Origin of the sequence: Paenibacillus sp. VMFN-D1 (assembly GCF_003386155.1) — a bacterium.
GTDB lineage: Bacteria > Bacillota > Bacilli > Paenibacillales > Paenibacillaceae > Paenibacillus_AQ > Paenibacillus_AQ favisporus.
The window spans coordinates 1,934,574-1,955,003 of the sequence record NZ_QRDU01000001.1 but is presented as its reverse complement, the minus strand read 5'-3'; the positions used below and the strand labels follow the sequence as shown (position 1 = coordinate 1,955,003).

The 20,430-nt window shown below is 52.5% G+C and carries 18 protein-coding genes; 14 read left to right on the top strand and 4 right to left on the bottom strand.

The window, feature by feature from the left end; all coding sequences use genetic code 11:
• Nucleotides 1-82 precede the first annotated feature (82 nt).
• The 8 genes from C7820_RS09090 (at nucleotide 83) to C7820_RS09055 (ending at nucleotide 10,975) form a co-directional block, all read left to right on the top strand.
• Nucleotides 83-1,381 (top strand): Gfo/Idh/MocA family oxidoreductase, encoded by a 1,299-nt coding sequence (locus tag C7820_RS09090; protein WP_116230682.1) that lies wholly within the window; start codon nucleotides 83-85, stop codon nucleotides 1,379-1,381.
• 257 nt (nucleotides 1,382-1,638) lie between these two features.
• Nucleotides 1,639-3,465, top strand: a complete 1,827-nt coding sequence (locus C7820_RS09085; RefSeq protein ID WP_116230681.1) for a cache domain-containing sensor histidine kinase — start codon at nucleotides 1,639-1,641, stop codon at nucleotides 3,463-3,465.
• A complete protein-coding gene (locus C7820_RS09080) occupies nucleotides 3,440-5,044 on the top strand; it encodes a helix-turn-helix domain-containing protein (RefSeq protein ID WP_116230680.1) in 1,605 nt (534 codons plus the stop codon). Before C7820_RS09085 ends, C7820_RS09080 begins: the two co-directional genes overlap by 26 nt.
• A 62-nt stretch (nucleotides 5,045-5,106) precedes the next feature.
• The gene (locus C7820_RS09075) at nucleotides 5,107-6,021 is read left to right on the top strand and encodes a carbohydrate ABC transporter permease (RefSeq protein WP_116230679.1); all 915 of its coding nucleotides are present in this window, start codon (nucleotides 5,107-5,109) and stop codon (nucleotides 6,019-6,021) included.
• 3 nt (nucleotides 6,022-6,024) lie between these two features.
• Nucleotides 6,025-6,867: a carbohydrate ABC transporter permease gene (locus tag C7820_RS09070; RefSeq protein ID WP_116230678.1), complete on the top strand. Its 843-nt coding sequence runs from the start codon at nucleotides 6,025-6,027 to the stop codon at nucleotides 6,865-6,867.
• A 109-nt stretch (nucleotides 6,868-6,976) separates the two neighbouring features.
• Nucleotides 6,977-8,296, top strand: coding sequence for an ABC transporter substrate-binding protein (locus C7820_RS09065; protein WP_116230677.1), 1,320 nt, complete (start codon nucleotides 6,977-6,979; stop codon nucleotides 8,294-8,296).
• A 135-nt stretch (nucleotides 8,297-8,431) separates the two neighbouring features.
• Complete coding sequence (locus C7820_RS09060) at nucleotides 8,432-10,081, top strand: MGH1-like glycoside hydrolase domain-containing protein (protein ID WP_116230676.1); 1,650 nt, start codon at nucleotides 8,432-8,434, stop codon at nucleotides 10,079-10,081.
• Nucleotides 10,082-10,093: 12 nt separating this feature from the next.
• The gene (locus C7820_RS09055) at nucleotides 10,094-10,975 is read left to right on the top strand and encodes a glycoside hydrolase family 43 protein (protein ID WP_116230675.1); all 882 of its coding nucleotides are present in this window, start codon (nucleotides 10,094-10,096) and stop codon (nucleotides 10,973-10,975) included.
• 509 nt (nucleotides 10,976-11,484) lie between these two features.
• Here C7820_RS09055 and C7820_RS09050 read toward each other — a convergent pair.
• Nucleotides 11,485-12,405 carry a nucleoside hydrolase gene (locus C7820_RS09050; RefSeq protein ID WP_116230674.1) on the bottom strand — a complete coding sequence of 307 codons (921 nt, stop codon included), beginning with the start codon at nucleotides 12,403-12,405 and terminating at the stop codon, nucleotides 11,485-11,487.
• Between the two features lie 239 nt (nucleotides 12,406-12,644).
• Here C7820_RS09050 and C7820_RS33405 point away from each other — a divergent pair, with 239 nt between their 5' ends.
• Nucleotides 12,645-12,809 (top strand): hypothetical protein, encoded by a 165-nt coding sequence (locus tag C7820_RS33405; protein WP_181908979.1) that lies wholly within the window; start codon nucleotides 12,645-12,647, stop codon nucleotides 12,807-12,809.
• Between the two features lie 182 nt (nucleotides 12,810-12,991).
• Here C7820_RS33405 and C7820_RS09045 read toward each other — a convergent pair whose 3' ends face one another.
• Together C7820_RS09045 and C7820_RS09040 are read right to left on the bottom strand one after the other, a co-directional pair.
• Nucleotides 12,992-14,740: a methyl-accepting chemotaxis protein gene (locus C7820_RS09045; RefSeq protein WP_147306270.1), complete on the bottom strand. Its 1,749-nt coding sequence runs from the start codon at nucleotides 14,738-14,740 to the stop codon at nucleotides 12,992-12,994.
• Nucleotides 14,741-14,875: 135 nt separating this feature from the next.
• Complete coding sequence (locus tag C7820_RS09040; RefSeq protein ID WP_181908978.1) at nucleotides 14,876-15,664, bottom strand: AraC family transcriptional regulator; 789 nt, start codon at nucleotides 15,662-15,664, stop codon at nucleotides 14,876-14,878.
• Nucleotides 15,665-16,080: 416 nt separating this feature from the next.
• On the opposite strand from C7820_RS09040, the gene C7820_RS09035 reads away from it, so the two are divergent.
• The gene (locus tag C7820_RS09035) at nucleotides 16,081-16,524 is read left to right on the top strand and encodes a DUF5348 domain-containing protein (RefSeq protein WP_116230672.1); all 444 of its coding nucleotides are present in this window, start codon (nucleotides 16,081-16,083) and stop codon (nucleotides 16,522-16,524) included.
• A 100-nt stretch (nucleotides 16,525-16,624) separates the two neighbouring features.
• Entirely contained in the window at nucleotides 16,625-17,134 is a 510-nt protein-coding gene (locus C7820_RS09030) for a GNAT family N-acetyltransferase (protein WP_116230671.1), read from the top strand.
• 28 nt (nucleotides 17,135-17,162) lie between these two features.
• On the opposite strand, the gene C7820_RS09025 is transcribed toward C7820_RS09030, so the two are convergent.
• Nucleotides 17,163-17,633: a GNAT family N-acetyltransferase gene (locus C7820_RS09025; protein ID WP_076166176.1), complete on the bottom strand. Its 471-nt coding sequence runs from the start codon at nucleotides 17,631-17,633 to the stop codon at nucleotides 17,163-17,165.
• Between the two features lie 241 nt (nucleotides 17,634-17,874).
• Between C7820_RS09025 and C7820_RS09020 the strand changes: the two genes are divergently transcribed.
• From C7820_RS09020 to C7820_RS09010, 3 genes are read left to right on the top strand one after another with little or no spacing between them, the layout of a single operon-like run.
• Complete coding sequence (locus C7820_RS09020; RefSeq protein ID WP_116230670.1) at nucleotides 17,875-18,651, top strand: ABC transporter ATP-binding protein; 777 nt, start codon at nucleotides 17,875-17,877, stop codon at nucleotides 18,649-18,651.
• Nucleotides 18,652-18,687: 36 nt separating this feature from the next.
• Nucleotides 18,688-19,497, top strand: a complete 810-nt coding sequence (locus C7820_RS09015) for an ABC transporter permease (protein WP_116230669.1) — start codon at nucleotides 18,688-18,690, stop codon at nucleotides 19,495-19,497.
• A gap of 12 nt (nucleotides 19,498-19,509) precedes the next feature.
• Nucleotides 19,510-20,427 carry an ABC transporter permease gene (locus C7820_RS09010; protein WP_116230668.1) on the top strand — a complete coding sequence of 306 codons (918 nt, stop codon included), beginning with the start codon at nucleotides 19,510-19,512 and terminating at the stop codon, nucleotides 20,425-20,427.
• Nucleotides 20,428-20,430: the final 3 nt, after the last annotated feature.

The following is a 20,430-nucleotide window of genomic DNA, read 5'->3' as shown; positions in this document are numbered from 1 at the left end:
TTCTAGCATAAAATGCGGGGACAATAAGCGAATTTTGCAGTAATCTGCAAATAAACAGATTCATAGAAGGAGAGGGAATGATATGGCCAAAAAAACTTATGTGCAGGTCGGAGCAGGCGGAAGAGCGGAATTCTTTTATGGTGCGATTGCCCAGCGTTTCCGGGAGTCGGCGGAGCTGCTCGCTTTTTGCGACGTGAACCAGACTCGTATGGATTATGCCAACAAGCTGCTGACGGAGAAGTACGAATATCACGCGGTACGAACGTATAAAACCGAAGCCTTTGACGAGATGATCCGGACCGAGAAGCCGGACTTCGTCATCGTAACCAGCGTAGACCGTACGCATCACCGTTATATTATCCGGGCGATGGAGCTCGGCTGCGACGTGATCACGGAAAAGCCGATGACGGTCGACGCGGCCAAATGCCAGGACATTCTCGACGCGGTGGAGAGAACGGGACAAAACGTTCGGGTCACCTTCAACTACCGTTATGCGCCTCATCATACGAAAGCCCGAGAGCTGATTGCAGACGGAACCATCGGGGATGTGACGTCGGTTCACTTCGAGTGGCTGCTTAATACGCAGCATGGCGCGGATTATTTCCGCAGATGGCATCGGGACAAGCGCAACAGCGGCGGACTGCTTGTACATAAGTCGACCCACCACTTCGATCTGGTTAATTTCTGGATCGGATCCGAGCCGGAAACCGTCTATGCGATGGGAAACCTGCTGTTTTACGGGCGGGAAAATGCTGAGAAGCGCGGAATCACCAAGTTTTATGACCGTGCCACAGGCCATCCGAACGCCAAGGACGATCCGTTTGCGCTGTCGCTCGACAGCAACGCGCATCTGAAAGCAATGTACCTCGACGCGGAGTGGGAGGACGGCTATCGCCGGGATCAAAGCGTATTTGGCGACGGGATTTCGATCGAGGATACGATGAGCGTTATGGTCCGGTACAAAAATAAAGCGCAGCTGACCTATTCGCTGAATGCTTACATGCCGTGGGAAGGATACCGGATCGCCTTTAACGGCACCAAGGGCCGGAACGAAATGACGGTAATCGAGCAATCCTATGTCAATTCCGGAGGAGACAAAGCGCTGGAAGGAGCGATCAAGGGCGTTAATATCCTGGTATTCCCCATGTTCGGCGAGCCTTACAAGGCGGACTTCGAGGAAGGGGCCGGCGGGCACGGCGGCGGCGATCCTGTGCTGCTGAACGACATTTTCGGCGTGCCTGTGGAAGATAAATTCCACCGGGCGGCGGACCATATTGACGGCGCGCGCTCAATCCTGACGGGCATTGCCGCCAACCAATCGATCTCCACCGGACTTCCGGTGAAAGTCGACGATCTGGTAAGGTTTTACGGGGCAAAGTAATATGCTCCACGGATAAGGGGCGAGGCCACCTGAGCGGCAGCCGGGGTGGCCTTTGGCTTCACGGTGCGGTAAGAGTTACAAAGACACTGACCGGTAAAGATCAGTGTCTTTGTCATTTTCGCCGATGGTCCGGGGACTTACTGCTGCCGGAAATGGAGTGTTGGAAGGGTATGGCACACAAGGATGAACCTGATTTGGTATGATGTGTTCAGCAGTAGCGAGAAAGCGCTGTCAAAATAACGAGAGGAAGGTTCGTCATGTTCTACTCGCTCAGAAGCAGGCTGATCTTATTTTTCGTGTTGTTGTTCGTTTTGTCGTTCGGTGCATTGTCCCTTCTCATTTTTAACGAATCACGAACGATTATCCGTTCCTATATTGAATCGTCCGCGCTCGAGAAAATGAATGAATACGGTTCCTACATCGATATGGTGCAGACGCAAATTTACGACTTGGCTTCCCTGGTCTTTAACAGCGACCAGACCGATACATGGGATAACATCGCATCGGACACGTCGGCAACGGAAGGGGAGAAGATGCTTGCCCATATCCAGATGAGCAAGTTTCTGACGCAGACGACCAACAGTTATACCAGCATCTCATCGGTCGCGCTGTACCGCAGGGAAGGCGTGTGGGTCAGCATGGACAACCAGGTCATCAAGGAAAGCTCCTTTCTGGATCAGTCCTGGTACAGGCAGTTTCGGGACGAGACGGTCCGCTGGGTGCCGGCGCACACCGACGATGTGGAATTGAAAATCCGCCGCAGCGACCATCCGGTCGTCAGCATGCTGATGCCGATCGGGGCATTTGAACCGAAGCAGGCGAAAACGGTGCTGAAGGTCAACGTGAGTGCCGATTATTTTCTGGAGCCGCTGAGCAGGATCCATTTGGGCGAGAGCGGGACGATGTATTTAATCGATCAGCACGGCAGCCCGCTCCTGACCCAAGCGGATTATGAAACGAGCGCCAGTCTCTCCAAGAACGAGGTCGCCAAGGCACAGGCAGGGCGGAGCAAGCAGGGCGTCGTCTATTTCCGGAACAGCCAGGGTGAAGCGCAAATCCTCGTTTACAAAAAGCTGGATCAAAACGGATGGATGCTTGTCGGCATCGTTCCGGAGAGCGACCTGTACGCGCCGCTACTTAAGCTGCGCAACAGCATTATGGTGCTGGCGGTCGCGCTGCTGCTGATCTCGCTGTTCATCGCCTTCTGGCTGTCGAACGGGATTACGAGGCCGCTGTCGAGGCTTGTTTCCGCCATGCGGCATGTGCAGCGGGGTGATTTTGACAGCGCAGAGAGCCGACTGCCTCTGGAAGGCACCATTCGTAATGAGGTCGGCTTTGCCACAGCGACGTTCCGCAACATGATCGGAAGGCTGCGGCAGCATATCAAAAACGAATTTGAGCTGAAGCTGCTCCGGCAGCAGGCCGAATATAAAGCGCTGCTAATGCAGATTAATCCGCATTTTTTGTTCAATACACTGGAGCTGCTCAGCAGCCTGGCGATGCAGAGGCGTACGGACGATACCGTAAAGGTCATTGAGTCACTCGGCAAAATGCTGCGCTTTGGCTTGCGGATCAGCGACGATTTGGTTGCCTTGAAGGAGGAACTGAAATACGTTCATGATTATGCCTCCATCCTGCGCATCCGCTTCGGGGACCGGCTCTGGCTGTCCGTGGAAAAGGACGGCCTGCCGGAGCATGCCGCCTGCGTCAAGTTTGTCCTTCAGCCTTTGCTCGAGAACGCCGTAAAGTACAGTTTTGCGCATCGGACGGAAGCGCGTGTATCCGTCAGGGTATACCGAAGGGACAGCCATGTGGTTATGTCCGTCACCGATAACGGACCCGGGATGACGGAGGAACAAATCCGAGAGGTGCTGAGTGAAGCGGCCGCCGCCAGGCCGGACCAAATTCTGGCCAGCAGGGAACGGCAGATCGGACTCGGGAACGTACTTGCGCGGTGCCGGCTGTATTATGGCTCTTTGTTTGAGGCTCATCTGGACTCAAAGCCCGGCGGGGGAACGCGAATTGAACTGATGTTACCGATCCGGGAGGTGCATAACGATGTATCGTTTATTGATCGTGGATGACGAACCGGAGATCCGTCAGGGTCTGCGGCTCAAGATGGATTTGGACGGTCTTGGCATTGCGCTGGCCGGCGAAGCATCGAACGGGGCGGAGGCGCTGTCCCTTCTGGAGAACGGTGACATTGAGATCGTTCTTACCGACATGAACATGCCGCTGATGGGTGGCGTGCAGTTTATGGAAGTGTGCAGGAAACGCTGCCCGAACGTCAGGGTCATCGTCATTACCGGCTATGAGGACTTTCAGTATGCTCGGGCCGCACTCCGCTTCCAGGCGAGCGAATACTTACTGAAGCCGGTTGCCCGCGATGAGCTGAATTCCGTCCTGAAGAACGTCACCGCCGAGCTGAAACGGGAACGGGATAAAGCACAGCTAGAGGCTAAAACACAGTGGGAGCTGTCGCAATATTACAGGGAGATGAAGGAGCAATTTATCCTCCGGCTCGTCCGCTGGGAATCCGGGCCGGAGAGCGCCGTTACGGACCACGCCCGCAGATTCGGGCTTGGCGGGTGGGATGAGCGTCAAGTACGCTTTATGACCCTCGGCCTGAAAGTGAGAGATATCGGACATGCGCCGGATCGGGCACCCGACCAATTCCTCCTCCCGCTGGAAATGATCTGCCGTGAAAAGGCAGACGACGCAGCCGGAAATTGCGAGGCGTTCCGGGACGGGCATTATCCGGGGCTGATTCATGTGGTCACCACAGAGTCCGTGGAATGGCTGTACTCTTTTGCAGATCACCTCCGGTCAGAAGTGAAGCGAATGCTTGGATTTGAGCTGGGCTTCGGCATCGGCCAATCCGTAACAGGCTTCAAGGGTTGGAAAGACGGCTACCTCTCAACGCTTGTGGCTTGGAACTATGCTGACAGCCGTTTGCCGGCCGAGACCCATCTCCAATCCACCGACAAAGCGTCCATAAGCGCGGATGAAATCAAAGTCATCGAACGGTACTTGGCCAAAGGTGAATATGCTGCGTTTGATCAGGCCGTCCGCCCCATTCTCCAGCTGGCTTTTACAGGGCCTGCGGCCAGTAGGGTGAAAGTCATTTTTCAGTTGTACCTGGCTCTGGAGTCGGCAGCGAGCGATTTGCTAATCACGATCGAGAGTGCAGAACAACTGTGGATCCGGCCGGAGTTGGCCTATTCATTGGATTCGATGGATAAGGCGTACTCGTACCTTGCAGGGATCGCCCGGAAAATCGCCAGACAGCGCGAAGAAGGCGCTGACGCTGCCGATGTCAACCTGATTGAATCCGTCCGCCGCTATATTGATGACCACTATGCATCAGACTTGAACTTGAGCGATATGGCTGCCCGTTTTAACTATCATCCTTCTTATTTCTCGGAACTGTTCAAGAAACGGGTCGGGCGACCCTTCATTCAGTACTTGACCGATGTGCGGATGACGCAGGCGATCCGGCTGCTGGAGGAGACCCAGCTCAGCCTGTGGGATATAGCCGAACTTACGGGCTTTAGCAATGCCAGCTACTTCAGCTCGAAATTCAAAAAGATTTACGGCGTTTCTCCTTCCGATTACCGAGAGAGGTTACCTGAAAAAATTGATAGCGAAGTGCCGAAGAAATAGAATTCAGCGCGTGCCGCATCTTGCTTATGATGTTCTTACCAACATCAGAAGGAGGATTCGCGATGCGAACATCACGCAGGCTGCCGATCCATTCGCACAACCGTACGGCGTACGCTTTTTTGCTGCCTTGGCTTATCGGCTTTTTCTGCCTTACGCTCGGACCGATGCTCGGTTCGCTGTATTTGTCGCTGACCAAATACAACTTGCTGCGTCCACCCGAATGGATCGGTTTCGCCAATTTCAAGCAGATCTTTACGAATGACGCGACGTTTACACATTCGCTGCAGCTGACATTCGTGTACGTGCTGCTGTCCGTACCGCTCCGTATCATTTTTGCGCTGCTCGTGGCGCTGGCATTGAATAAGGGAATTCGCGGGTTGGGCATTTACCGCACCGTCTATTACATCCCGTCCCTTCTTGGAGGAAGCGTCGCCATCTCCATCGTCTGGCGGCAAATTTTTGACAGCGAAGGCGTCATTAATGCGTTTCTGGGCTGGTTCGGCTTGGAGGGACCGGCATGGATCGCCAACCCGGATTACCTGATTTATCCGATCGTTACGCTGTCAGTTTGGCAGTTTGGCTCGGCGATGGTCATCTTCTTAGCGGGCCTGAAGCAGGTGCCGGCCGATCTGTATGAAGCGTCCCAAGTGGACGGCGCCGGGAAAATACGCCAGTTTTTCAGCATATCGCTGCCAATGTTGACGCCCGTTCTCTTTTTTAATCTGATCATGAGCATTATCAACTCGTTTCAGGCGTTTACGCCGGCTTACGTCATCGGCGACGGTCACGGAGGACCGCTGGATGCCTCGATGTTCTACACGTTGTACCTGTACTTGAAAGGCTTCTCCTATTTCGATATGGGATATGCATCGGCACTGGCCTGGATCATGCTGCTCATCATCGCCGTCTTTACGGGCATTATCTTTGCCACGTCGCGCTTCTGGGTGTTCTACGGCGACGGGAAAGGGGGGAGATAAGCCATGCTGACGGTGAAAGGAACTTACTCCAAGGCGATCAGGCACGTGCTGATCCTCCTGGTCGGACTGGCTATGCTGTATCCCGTATTGTGGCTGCTCAGCAGCTCCTTTAAGCCAAATCAAGCGATTTTTACCGATACCGGTTTATGGTCGCACACCTTTACGTTCGATAATTACAAAAATGGCTGGAAGGGCTTTCAAGGCGTATCCTTCAGCCGCTTTTTCGGCAACTCGGCGCTCATCTCCATCCTGTGCGTGCTGGGTAACATTGTGACCTGCTCGCTTGCGGCCTATGCCTTTGCCCGGCTGGATTTCAAGCTCAAAAAGGTGTGGTTTGCGCTGATGCTGGTAACGATCATGCTGCCGTACCATGTGACGCTTGTGCCACAGTATATCATTTTCAGCAAGCTGGGCTGGATTAACACGTTTGCGCCGCTGATCCTGCCCAAATGGTTGGCTCACGATTCCTTCTTTATTCTGCTGATGGTCCAGTTCATTCGCGGCATCCCGCGGGAGCTGGACGAGAGCGCGACGATCGACGGCTGCGGCCAGGGCAAGCTGTACCTGCGGATCATTCTACCCCTGCTGACCCCGGCGCTGATCTCAACTGCGATCTTTACGTTTATCTGGACGTGGGACGATTTCTTCAGCCAGATGATTTACATCAGCGATATCAAGCTGTTTACCGTGCAGCTCGGCATCCGGGCGCTGTACGATCCGTCGGGCTCATCCGATTGGGGGGCGCTGCTCGCCATTTCCGTGCTGTCGCTGCTGCCGATCACGCTGATTTTCCTGATGTTCCAGCGGTACTTCCTGGAAGGCATCGCGACGACAGGGCTGAAATAACGATGTAGTGGGACCGTTAAGACCGAAATGAGGAGAGCAGATGTCTGGGGCAAAACCGAGAATTATGCAAACGCTCCATAAACTTATAGCGACGAAGGAGAAATGGAACATGAAAAAAAGATGGTTCATATCTGTGCTGGCGTCCATGACTGTGATGCTGTCGGCATGCGGCAGTTCGGGCGGCCCGGCCGCTTCCAGCGGGTCCGGCGGAGAAGGAGGTTCCGGAGGTGACCAGGTCGAGCTTAGGATGATGTGGTGGGGGGACCAGGCGCGGGCGGATTTGACGAATAAGGCGCTTGAGCTGTTCGAGCAGAAGCATCCGGATATTAAAGTCGTGGGCGAGTTCTCACCGCAGGACGGTTATTTTGACAAGCTGAATACGCAGCTGGCTTCGGGAACGGCACCAGACGTATTTTTTCTAGGAGGCAATGTGGTGGACTACGCCAACAAGGGCGTTCTGCTGGATCTCCAGCCCTATAAAGGCAATGAGCTGAAGCTTGACGATATGGACACAACGATGGTGCAGTACGGAACGATCAACGGCAAGCTGGTTCATATTTCAGCAGGCGCCAACGCCCGCGGGATCGTTATCAACAAGACGCTCTTTGAGAAAGCCGGCATCGAAGTGCCGCAGGATGGCTGGAACTGGGAAGATTACGCCCGGATCAGCAAGGAAATTTCCGATAAGCTGGGTAAAGGCTACTATGGGACTTACAATTTCACGACCGACGGCATGGATATTTATTTGAAGCAGAACGGCAAACAGCTGTATGACATGGCAAACAACAAGCTTGGTTTTGAGGAAGCCGATATTCTGCCATGGTTCCAGTACTGGGACCAAACGTCTAAGGCAGGAGGCGTAGTCACGCCGGAGCTTCAGGTCTCCAATCCGCCGAATGATGCGAGCAAGTCACTGATCATCAAAGGAAAAGTAGCAATGACCCTGCTACCTTCCAATATGCTGGCCTCGTACCAAAGCCTGACCCAGGATGAATTGACGATGGTGCAGGTACCGCGCGGACCGAAAGGCACCGGCGTGGTGTTTGAATCCAGCCAGGGCATGTCCGGCTACGCGAAGACCCAGCATCCGAAGGAAGTGGCCGAGCTGATGGACTTCTGGATCAACGATCCGGAGGCTGTGAAAATACTGGGCAGCAACCGGGGCGTTCCGGTGACGGCGGAAGGCCGCAAGACGCTGGAGGCCGAGGCCAGCGCAGCCGACAAAATCGTCTATGACTTCACGAGCCGCGTGTCCGATGCGAACAAGAAGGAGCCTTTTGCCATCAGCTACAACCCGCCGGGGAACGCCGAGTTTATCAAGCTTGCGGATAATACGGTCCAGCTGATCGGCTTCGGGAAAGAAAACGTGGATAAAGCGGTGTCCGACTTCTATGCGGGAACGGTAAAAATTTTCCAAAGCAATCTGTAAGTATCCGGCAGCATCCGGCAGATCCGGCGATGACGCCGATCCCATAATCAATGGCCCCGAAAGGTCATCCGCTGCGGCAGAGACTTGGCGGGGCTTTTTTCTGATAGAAGAAACATAGAAAGCGAGGAAACGATCGTGGATGAGAAAGCGCTGTTAGATAAATTAAGGGCGGTGAACGTGGAACAGCGGATTGGTGAGCCCGGGAAAGCGCCGGACTTAGATGTTACTGCCGAGTGGAGACGGAGCGGTGTCCGGTTTGCCGCATCCAAAGGCAAGCTTGAAATTGTCTATTACAAGGCGATTCGCAGGCTGCTTGACTGCATCGCAATTGTTGGCGGCGTACCGATGCTGCAGGAAGGAGGGATTTATCTTGGCTGCTGGCTCGAAAGCACCGGCACGATCAACGCGGAACTGCTATCACGTTTCCTGCCGAGCGTGGCGCAATCGACGTTCCGCTCCTTTGCGCTGCACCAGCGGGCCGATGGTCTGCTCCCTTATAAAATTACGGGTGATGGGCCAGCGTACCGCCAAATCCAGCTTGTTACCCCGCTTGCCCGCAGCGTCTGGAATCATTATTTGCTGCAAGGGCGGGACCATGCGTTTCTGCGGATGATGTACCAGGCGATGGAACGTTATGATGTCTGGTTGGCTGCTCATCGTAATACCCGGGGGACCGGCTGTGTCGAGGCATTTTCGGCTTTCGATACGGGCCATGATCTGTCGCCGCGCTTCTGGCATGTGCCGGACACGCCATACCAGGGCGATCCGAGCCGGTTCGATCCCGGTTCGCCGGTTTTACCGTTCCTGGCGCCGGACCTTACGGCGAACGTATATTGTCAGCGTTTGTATTTGGCCCAAATCGCCGAGGAGCTGGGCTTGCCTGGCGAGGGGTGGATTTCCAAAGCTAAGCAGAGTGCTGACAGCCTCTTCCGGTACTGTTTTGACGAGGAAGACGCCTTTTTCTACGATCGTGACCGTCAGGACCGATTTGTCCGCGTACAGTCCGATATTCTGCTGCGCGTACTCGCATGCGAGGTCGGTGACCGTGAATTTTTTGATGACATGCTGTCGCGATATTTGCTGAACACACGCAAGTTTTTTGCCAAATATCCGTTCACCTCCATTGCGATGGATGATCCGCGGTTCGACCCGTTCTCCAGCTACAACAGCTGGGCGGGGCCGTCCAACTTCCTCAGCCTGATCCGGGCTCCGCATGCTTTTGAGCATCATCACCGGCATGTCGAGCTGACATGGGCCATGCAGCCGATCTTGTGTTCATTGGCCAGGGCCGAGCGTTTCGCGCAGACCGTCAGTCCCTGGACAGGGGAAGAGGGCTTTACCGAAGCCTATTCGCCTGCCATCTTGTGCCTGCTCGACTACGTGGAACGGCTTTGCGGAATCCTGCCTAGACCCCATGGGGAAATCTGGTTCACGGGGCTTCTCCCGTCTGCGATGGATCATGGAGAGGAGGTCGCCGGCGAGACGGCTTATGCACGATCCGTAGACAGGGTGCTCTACGAGCTGGTCAATCTGCGTGACAAGTCGGTCATTTACCGGGAGGGTCAAGCCTATATGAACTTCCCTTCCGGCGTCCGGGTCATTACGGACCGGGAGGGAAACCTGCGGGGCATTCTTGGAATGAGTGTGCGGACGGTTGATGGCCGATTGGAATGGGAAGGCAGGAGCATCCCTTTTTCGGTCAAAGGAAATGAGTATCTCAAATACGGCGATGGAGAACTGAAACAAACCAGAGATGTTGGCATCATTTGTCCGACATATTCTTAAGGAGGTCTTGCTATGAACAGGAAGGAGATTCAGATTCGGGACCCGTTTGTATTACCCCTCCGCGAGGAAGGCAGATATTATTTATACGGGAGCACGGATGCCAACATTTGGGGGCCTGGAACCGGATTCGACGCCTATATCAGCAACGATCTGGAGGAATGGGACGGGCCGTACCCTGTATTCAGGCCGGGAGCCGATTTTTATTCCGATACGAATTTTTGGGCACCTGAGGTTAATGCATTGCACGATAAGTTTTATATGTTCGCCACGTTTCGCCGGCGCGACAATGGGCGTCTTGGCACGTCGGTTCTGTCGTCACCCGGTCCGCTGGGGCCGTTCGTGCCTCACAGCAGCGGCCCTGTCACTCCGGAAGCCTGGAGCTCACTGGATGGGAGCTTATTTATGGACGCAGAAGGGCAGCCATGGATGATCTTCTGCCACGAATGGCAGCAGGTCGGGGACGGTGAAGTGTGCGCGATGCGATTGAGCAGCGATTTATCCGAGCCGGCCGGAGAACCAGTCACGCTGTTTCGGGCATCTGAAGCGCCGTGGACGACGCCCTACGAGTCGCCGCGATATAAGGAAACGGTCAATTATGTCACGGACGGCCCCTTTTTGTTCCGCGGTGAATCCGGCCATGTATACATGCTGTGGGCCAGCTTTATCGACAACCGGTATGCGCTGGGGGTTGCGCGCTCGGCGACAGGGGGCGTCACCGGACCATGGATTCATCAGCCGGAAGCGCTGTATCGGAATGACGGAGGACATGGCATGGTATTCCGGACGTTTGACGGTAAGCTTGTATTGACCCTCCATGCTCCCAACCGTACACCTGACGAGCGCCCGTTATTTCTGCGGATTGAGGAAGCAGCGGGATTCATTCAGCTTCGCTGAAAATGATTGAATTCAATCATATTAAAGAAAGACTCTGCCAGTATAACTGGCAGAGTCTTTATGAATGAACCGATTGAACGCGTTTGACGGTCCAAAAGGGGACGATGACAGGTTTACGGTCATTAGAAACGATAACGAATGTCCGGGGGTCGTCGGTTCTATGGCAAACTCCGGTATAGAACTCTCCGCTCACCAGATGTATCGTAATTTCTGTATTCGTTTCCGCTGCAGAAAGAATCATTTCCTTGTTCAAATTGGAATGGTCACCCCCATACACAATCGTTAATCAACTATAATTAAACAGAATTCCAGAAATTAATCAAGATTTTTGTCGAATTATTAGAAAATCTTTTAACAATGTACATTCAAAGGAGCCAGACCGTATTTAGGCGGTGTTTTTCTGGCGAATTTTGCGATCAGAGGCAGCAAGTCCCGGATACATGTACTTTCATATATTTTAAAAAAAGAGCCGACTACTTCCTGTAAAGGGAGCAGCAGCTCATAAGAAATTACTTCACTTCGGCAATCTTGTTGAACAAATCGCGGAATACGGCATCCCGGTTCACATGGTAAATATAACGGATCTGATGCCGCGTAGGGTCATTTACCCAACGGAAATCTTCGGAAATTCGCGGGCTGGGAACCAAAATGCTGGGGCAGGCTTCCGGAACAGCCAGCCAGGCGATGACAGAGATGTCCCAGATGACGCGTGAATACGCGTAATGATCCGGCGAACAATTCCGGTAAGTGTCGTAGAGATATTGGCCCACTTCTCCCTTATGCTTCATATGGGTTTCCAGTTCCGAGAGGGTCGTCAGGAGATGAGATGCCGTTCCCATGCACGGGACGAGAACAAGAGGGACACCGGAGCCGAGCACCAGCCTTGAGCCATGCAGATCCTGCGCGAGGTTGAACTCGCGCGTATCCGGCCAATGCAGCGAATGGCCGCCCAGCCATACGACGACGATCCGGTTGATAATCTCCGGTTCCAGCAGAATGGCCGAGGCCACATTCGTGATGGCTCCGATCGCAACGACATACAGCGGATCGTCCGGTGAAGAGGCCATAGCCCGTTGGACCAGATCCCGTGCCGCATCGCTGTCCACTGGCATATCAGCGCCGGGAAGATAGCTCCCTGATCCCCGGTGCACGGGGATATCCTCCCGCTGGGCAAGCTGACGGATTTTCAAGATCTCCTGGTAGCTTTTTTCCATGCCGTCCAATGGGCTTTCCGACAGTTCGTTGTAAAAAGGTGCGGCATACAAGGCCTCAACAGTTACGCTGGTGCTTGATTTCATGGCATAGATGACAGCGAACTGATCATCGATTTCGTTAAAGGTATCCGTATCCAAAACGATTCTTACCGGTCTTCCGGGATGCTGCAGCCGCCTGATTCGCTCATCGTCTGTGATCTGAGGAAATGTGGTCACGCTTTACGTCCTCCTATTCTCCACTGCATGATTTGGACTTCCAGCTTTAACCTCAATATATCACAGAAACGGTGGGGCAAGCCGGTTAAATGCAGCTAAATTTTCAGCTCTTTAGGTGACGGATCATCCCCGGAACTTACAAGTGTGTAAGATAGGTGTAAGTGAAATCAATAGGTGGCACGCCGGTTCACATGTATACTTTGAATAAATAAGAAAAGGGAAAGTGAAGGTGAACCGTAATGGAAGACAAACAAGAAAACCGTCTATTGAATATCGCACTTTACGTCATGCTGTTTATCATTCTGATTTCCTGCTTCGGGCGGCTGATCGATCACTCGGTCTACTTCGCAGAGAATGCTCTAAGTATGCTGGTACGAATCATGGAACGTATTTTATCCTTTTGAGTCCTAGAGCTTGAATCATTGGAATCAATAATCCTATAGCTGCGATCCGTCGCAGCTTTTTTGTGCAGATATTTTTAAGGTGGGATAGGTATGGGGAAATAGAAACCGGGATCAGCAGGGCAGGACACCTCCGTTAAAAAAGGGTAAGCCTAATGGCTTACCCTTTTTGCAGATGATCCGAGTTATACCCGGAACTTGCTGATGATTTGCGACAGGTTGCGTGCCATCGTCAGAAGCTGCTCGGAAGAACTCGCGATTTCTTCCATCGATGCGAGCTGCTCCTCGGAAGAAGCCGCAACGCGCTGTGCTTGCATGGCGGAGGAGGTGGTGATGCGCTCCAGCTCTTCCAGCGAAGCCGCAATTTCCTCGCTGCCGGCTGACATCTGCTCCGAGGCAGCAGATACTTCCTGTACCTGGGCGGATACTTCGCGGATGGCCTGCACAATGGCGCGGAAACTGTCGCCGGCCTGCAGCGCGATCTGCGTACCCATACGGGCCTCGTCGGAAGAACGCTGGAGGGAAGCTACCGCCTCATTCGTCCGGTCTCCGATGCCTTCGAGGATTACTTTCACCTGTTCGGAGGAATTTTTCGACTGCTCTGCCAGCTTGCGGATTTGCTGGGCGACCACGGCAAACCCGCGGCCGTGCTCGCCAGCCCGGGCCGCTTCGATGGAAGCGTTAAGGGCCAGCAGGTTCGTCTGGTTGGCTACATCCGCAATGAGGGCCAGAATTCCCCCGATTTGCCGGCTCAGTTCTTCCAGCTCCCGCATGGTTCCAACGGAATCGGACAAATTGTTCTCGATCGTCTGCATCTGCTCCACTGATTTCATCATGACGGATTCGCCTTCAACTGCGCGCTCGGTCGTATGCGCAGCAAGATCCGAAACAACGCTGGAGGACTCGGCGATACGCTGGATGCCCACGGCCATTTCGGACATAGCCCGCTGGCTTTCCGTCGAGCTATGAAGCTGCGTCTCCGAATCGGCGGCGACCTGGCTGATCGCTTCGGTAATTTCGTTAGTGGCCTGTGCCGTCTGCTGGGCACTTTCCTGCATCAGTTTGGCTTCATCGGTCACTTCGAGGGAAGTATGCTGAACATTGCCAGCCAGCTCCCGCAAACTCGAAACCATACTATTAAACGCATCTGCCGCTTGGCCGATCTCGTTTCTGCTCTTGACCGGGACACTGACGGTCAAATCGCCTTCGGCGGCCATTTGGGACACTTCCGCCAGTCGGCGAAGGGGTTTAAGGGCATATCGGACAGCTACCGATACGATAATGATGGCTGCGACGAGGAACACGGCTCCACCTGCCAGGCTTGTCCATAGGATTTCGGAGAGCCGATTCTGAATTCCATCATAGTCGAAATCGATGCCGAAGACCGAGACGATGTTCCCTTGTTCATCTGTCACGGCTGAAAGATAGGTCACCCAGGTCCCCAACTCATCGTCGTAAGGCACGGTTACGGCAGAGCCTTCTTTTAGCGTCTGATCAAAAGCATGCTCAAAATAAGCAGGCATCACGTATTCCGTTCCCGGCTGCAGCATCTGATCATCGGGGCCTTGCAAATTGATAACGGCTCTGTTACCGTTGCGTTCCATTTTTTCCGTGGCCAGAATATAGGCGTTGCCAATGCCTTGGTCTTTGCTAACCATCGCCTTCAGCTGACGGCGGATGACCTGAAAAGGCTCCGTATCCGTCGGCCCATGATTGGCCACCGCCTGGGTAATCTGCTTCACTTGGCTTATATTGGTATCCAGCTGGGACTCGAGGACGCTTCCGAGCCCCATAAATCGTTCCTGGAACAGACTTTTCTGCTCATTATAGGAGATCCACGTTTGAGCGCTGATGACGACGACGAACAGAACGGCCAGCAGCAGCGTGCTCAGCGCCATTAAACTCCGGAATCTGAATAACTTCTTTGACTTCACGTATGTGCACCCTCTCGGATTGGAATAACCAATATATCGGTACTGTGCACTCGTTTATTTAGCAGAGAAACCAGCGAAAACGGAGGTAATATATTCCACCCGAGAAACAGTTCAAAGTCCGCATTACTGAACTTGTCAGGACTTCGAAACGGCTGAAGGAGGATAACCTTTGATCGACTTAAATACGTTGCTGAAATACGATATATCATGGAATCCGCAGCGGTCCGCAACCTGGGTCACCGTGAAGCCCCCGGTGGACAAGAGCATTTCCGCTTGATTAATCCGGATCTGGTTCACATATTCCTTGAAGGAATATCCCGTGACTTGTTTGAACAATTTGCCGAAATAAACGGGGTTCAGGTTGACGATATCCGCCATCCCGGTTAAATGCAGATCCTCCGGATAATGGTCGATAATATATTCGAGCACCTTGTTGACGCGTGGATCAACAGGGTGATGTCCGGCGCTGCGGTAGGTATTGGTGATGAGGACATGATGGACGATAAGCATAAACAGCGCTCTTGCATGCATGATATAGCCCGGATGCTTGCGCATCCATACCTGGGTGAACTGCTTGATGTAACCCAGAATTTCGCTCGTGATGAGATTTTTCGTAACGGTCTGAAGTGGAAGCGCTTCCGATCTGCCAGGCGCAAGCCATTTGAAGTTGAATGCGTAAGAGTGCATGGGACAGTCTACAAACGTGTAAGCTTCGCGAACGCTGCCCACGGGTATGTAAATCACATCCCCGGCTTCCACCGTATATTTAACGCCATTAATAAAATAATTGGATTTCCCTTCGACAACAAACGTCAAATCCTGAAAATTGATCGTCTGGCGAATAATTTCCCATTGTGGGAAACAGCGCCTGTCCACGAAGAAAACAACGTCTGGAACGAGATTTTGCAGCCTTTTCAAATCCATGCGGAATCCCCCTTGTTCGGTTTTATCCATATTCGGACGGCATGATGAAATCTATACTTAATAATTTAATAATTACAAATAATATTTAGTTGCTCTATGGATTCTAAAAATGGTTTACTTTTATAATAAGCATAGTTGTAATGAAGAAATTCAGTCATCATTAGTTATTGCAAGCCGGATTACAGGCTTATGAATGAGAAAATTCCTGTTTACTTGTTACAAATTTTATTATAGTTTAGTGGAGCATACTTGAGTACCATATCATGAATGGTGCGTTTGATTCAAACCGTTTTTGTAAGCGATTACCGAATTGTTTAGCTCTCTGGCTTGCTGCGGTTGCCTGCCGGAATTGTCATGTTCAGAAAACGTTTTTGGTTAGACAGCGTCAATAAATTTTTTATGGATAAGGGGTTCGCATGACAAAGGATACGATGCTACAGGAACTATTAAACTTAGAAGTCCAGTTGAAAGAAATCACCCATGGCCTTCGGCAGATTGAAGACACGTGGAGTGACCATTTTGACCCGGCTGATCCGGACGATATGTATCTGTGTTCGACATTCGCCAAAGTGGAAGACAAGCTGTCCGCCGTCCGCCGCCTGATTCAAGGCATTGGGGCACAAGTGATTGCCCAAGGCACGCTGATAAAGAACGCTGATGGACAGTATGCCATCGGAAACACAGGTATCATGTTAACTGCGGGTTCTGCCGTCGAGGTTTTGTTCCGCAGTTCGGAGCAGGATGCCGAATGGATTGAAAGCGGTGTCGAATTGTGCGGTGAGGAGTATACATTAACGGGTTTTCCCAGACTTGACTTAGAGGGTCTAACGGTAAGGGTCAAGCAGTATCCCTCCGAATAGAGAGCGGTGCGGTGTATAACACGCCCACGTTTGTCACGAGAAGATCGGATGTGCTAGAATGGCAGCAGCTTGAAGCACTGGGAACGAGGGGGCAGCGTGAGTGGAAGTTATATTAACTCAAGTAAACACCGAAGAGGAGATTGCAGCACTGGCTGATCTGGCCTATGGGATTTGGCACGAATACTTTATCAGCATCATCACACGGGATCAAATCAACTACATGGTCGACAAATTTCAATCGGTTCCCGCGATAACCGACCAAATTCAACATCAGGGATACGAGTATTACTTTATCAATATTGACGGGGCTCATGCTGGATATATCGGAGTCAAGCAGGAAGAGGGCAAGCTGTTCCTGAGCAAATTGTACATTGCCAAGGAGTACAGGGGGCATGGGTACGCAAGCCGGGCTATGGAGTTTCTGACAACTCTATGCAAAGAGCGGAGCTTAAGCGCCATCTGGCTTACCGTGAACCGGCATAACGACTCGACGATTGCGGTATATAGGAAAAAAGGGTTTAAAACCGTGCGCACGCAAGTGGCAGATATCGGTAACGGTTTTGTCATGGACGATTATGTGATGGAAAAGCCGATCGTGTATAACGAATGAAAGCACCCTGAGGGTGCTTTTTTGCTGTTCACAGCGTCTTGATATACCAGGCGTCACAGGCAAAATGCTCGGTCGCACTCAGCGGCTTGTCCATCGGAACAAACCCGTGCTTGAGATAAAATTTGTTGGCCGCCGTCATGTTGTGGAATGTTTCCAGGTAGCACTGCTCGTAATGCTCTTTGGCAAAATCGAGCGCAACCCGCAGCAGCTCCGCCGCGATCCCCGTTCCCCTGGCTTCTTGGCAGGCGTACATTTTCTGCAGCTCGCAAATGTGCGGGAAACCTGGCACAGGTCCAATGCCGCATCCGGCGGCAATACGGCCTTCATCTTCGGCCACCCAATATTTTGATCCTTCAGGGCGATATACGTGATAAAAGTTACCTAAATCGGGATCGGCCCAGGCGGTACCGGGCTTGTTCGCACCAAACTCAATCAAGCATGTCCGGATTAGCTGCTCGACCGGCTTATTGTCTTTTTCCTCGATTTCTCGGATGATCATGATGACAACCTCCATTACTGAAAACCAATCTACCGTACTATCATACGACCTAACTGGAGATTCTGTACACCCCGCTAAAAAGAGTGGATCAGAATTTTGAATTAGCAATCGAATTTATTAATCCCTACTTGTTGAATCGGATTTAGAATGATAAAGTGCTGTCATATATCCAAGTAAACGGGTAGGAAAATATTATTTTGGCTTGTCGGCATCATTTGATTTCTAAAGGGAGGCAGAGCATATGGCGGAGACTTTGCTAAACATCACGGCGCTGAGTAAAAGCTTTGATACAGCCAAAGGACGTGTTGAAGCACTGCACAAAGTGGATTTGAACATCCGGGAAGGAGAGTTCATTACGGTCATCGGTCCGAGCGGCTGCGGGAAAAGCACGCTGCTGCGCATCATCGCCGGGCTGGACGGACAGTATTCCGGAACCATTACACTAGCCGGCCAGAACATTACGGGACCGGGAATCGACAAAGGATTTATTTTTCAGGAGCATCGTCTATTTCCTTGGCTGACGGTGGAGAAAAATATTGCTGCGGATTTGTCACTGCGTGATCCCGAAGTTAGGCGTAAGGTCGATGAACTCATCGAACTGGTCAAACTTGGGGGCTTTGAAAAAGCCTATCCCAAGGAGCTGTCCGGAGGGATGGCCCAACGGGTGGCGATCGCAAGGGCGCTGCTGCGCAATCCCCGGGTGCTGCTGCTGGATGAACCGTTTGGTGCACTGGACGCCTTCACCAGAGCACATATGCAGGATGTACTGCTGGATATTTGGCGCAGAAATCAGACGACGATGATTTTTGTCACCCATGACATTGATGAAGCCGTATTTCTGGCCAACCGGGTCGTCATTCTCAAGCCGCGGCCGGGTCAAATCAAAAGCATCGTGCCGATCGATCTTCCCTATCCCCGGAAGAAAACGACGTCATCCTTTCAAGAGCTTCGGCTTCGCGTACTTAAGCTGCTGGATTCCCTGGATGAGTTAGAGCTTACGGATGGGGCCGGTATATAAAATTGTTGTACTCATGTCAGAAAGGCAGGTGGTTGTATGAGTCACGAAATTTCAACAGCAGGACCATCCCTCAGAGCGGGCTCCGGAAGGTGGAAGCTTCTCGGGCTGGGACTGATTCTGCCGGGAGCCGTGCTTGTTTTGTGGCAGATCTTCGGACAGCTGGGGTATATATCCGATTTGCTGTTTCCGACACCTCTCGCCATTCTGAAGGCCTTTGTCGGTCTCGCTCAATCCGGTGATTTATGGGATCATTTCCGAATCAGCGCCGTGCGTGCACTTGCAGGATTTGCGCTCGGGGGGAGCTTGGGACTCTTGTTTGGAATGCTGGTCGGTCTGTTTGCGAAAGTCGAAAAGATGCTTGATCCTACGCTCCAAATGATCCGCATGATTCCGAGCCTTGCTGTCGTCCCGCTGTTTATTCTTTGGTTCGGAATTGGCGAGGAATCCAAAATTCTGTTGATCGCCAAAGGGGCCTTCTTCCCACTCTATATCAATACTTATCTCGGTATCCGTAATGTGGATAACAAATGGTTCGAAGTGACCCGTGTGCTCGGGTACAGCCGCATCCAGCAGATCAGAAGGCTGGTGATCCCGGCGGCGCTTCCTAACATTCTCCTTGGAACCCGGTTATCGATCGGGTTATCGTGGCTGGGTCTGGTGGTAGCCGAATTGATTGCTTCGACTTCCGGGGTCGGTTATATGATGTCCGATGCCCGCCAGTTTGCCGATACGCCGGTCGTTTTTGTAGGCATTATCGTGTTTGCGGCCGCGGGACTCATTACGGATTATATCGTTCGGCTGGCGGAGCGCAGGTTGTTAAGGTGGAAGGAAAGCTATACCAGGTAAGGAGGTATTCAAATGAGCCTGCAAAGCGAAATGCCGATTCCGCAAACAACAGCTAAACAAGATCGTGCTATCCATTCGCCTCCACATTCAAATCCCGCGGCTGGGGAGGATGCAGTGAAGGTTACAGCGGATATCGTACAAACGAACAGGCAGCCGAGGAGCTCCAAGAGATGGTGGGCCGATCTGTTATGGGCATCTATTATACCGGTTGTGGTGGTGGTGTTATGGCAATGGGCAGGCGGCGCAGGCTGGATATCGCCCGAATTCATGCCGACGCCGTGGGTCATTCTGAAATCGTTGATTCATCTCATTGCCTCGGGTGATCTTGCCTACCAGATTGGAGTGAGTATACAGCGTACGCTCCTCGGATTTGCGATCGGAGGCCTGCTTGGACTGGTGTTTGGATGTTTTACCGGTATGTTCCGCAAGGCGGAGTATTTGCTCGATCCCAGCATCCAGGTGCTGCGACTGGTTCCACATTTGGCCATCGCACCCTTGATCATATTGTGGTTTGGCTTTGGCGAAACCTCCAAGATTGCCATCATCATTTCCGGTTCTTTTTTTCCCATGTATATCAATACATACGCTGGGATTCGCCAAGTGGACGGTAAATGGTTCGAAGTGGGCAGGGTCCTCGAATTCAAGCCGTATCAACGGTTCACGCGACTGATTGTTCCCGGGGCAATGCCGAGCATCCTGCTTGGCGTTAGATTGTCGCTGGCTGTATCGTGGATCAGCCTTGTCGTTGCGGAACTCGTAGGTTCTACGGCCGGGATCGGTTTTATGATCAATGAAGCCAAGCAAAACTCGGATACCCCGGTTATTTTTGTCGGCATTCTGATCTTCGCGGTTGTAGGCAAGCTGATCGATTCGCTGGTTCGCCTGCTGGAGCGCAGGTGGCTTCATTGGCGTGATGCCTATCGTGGTTAAATC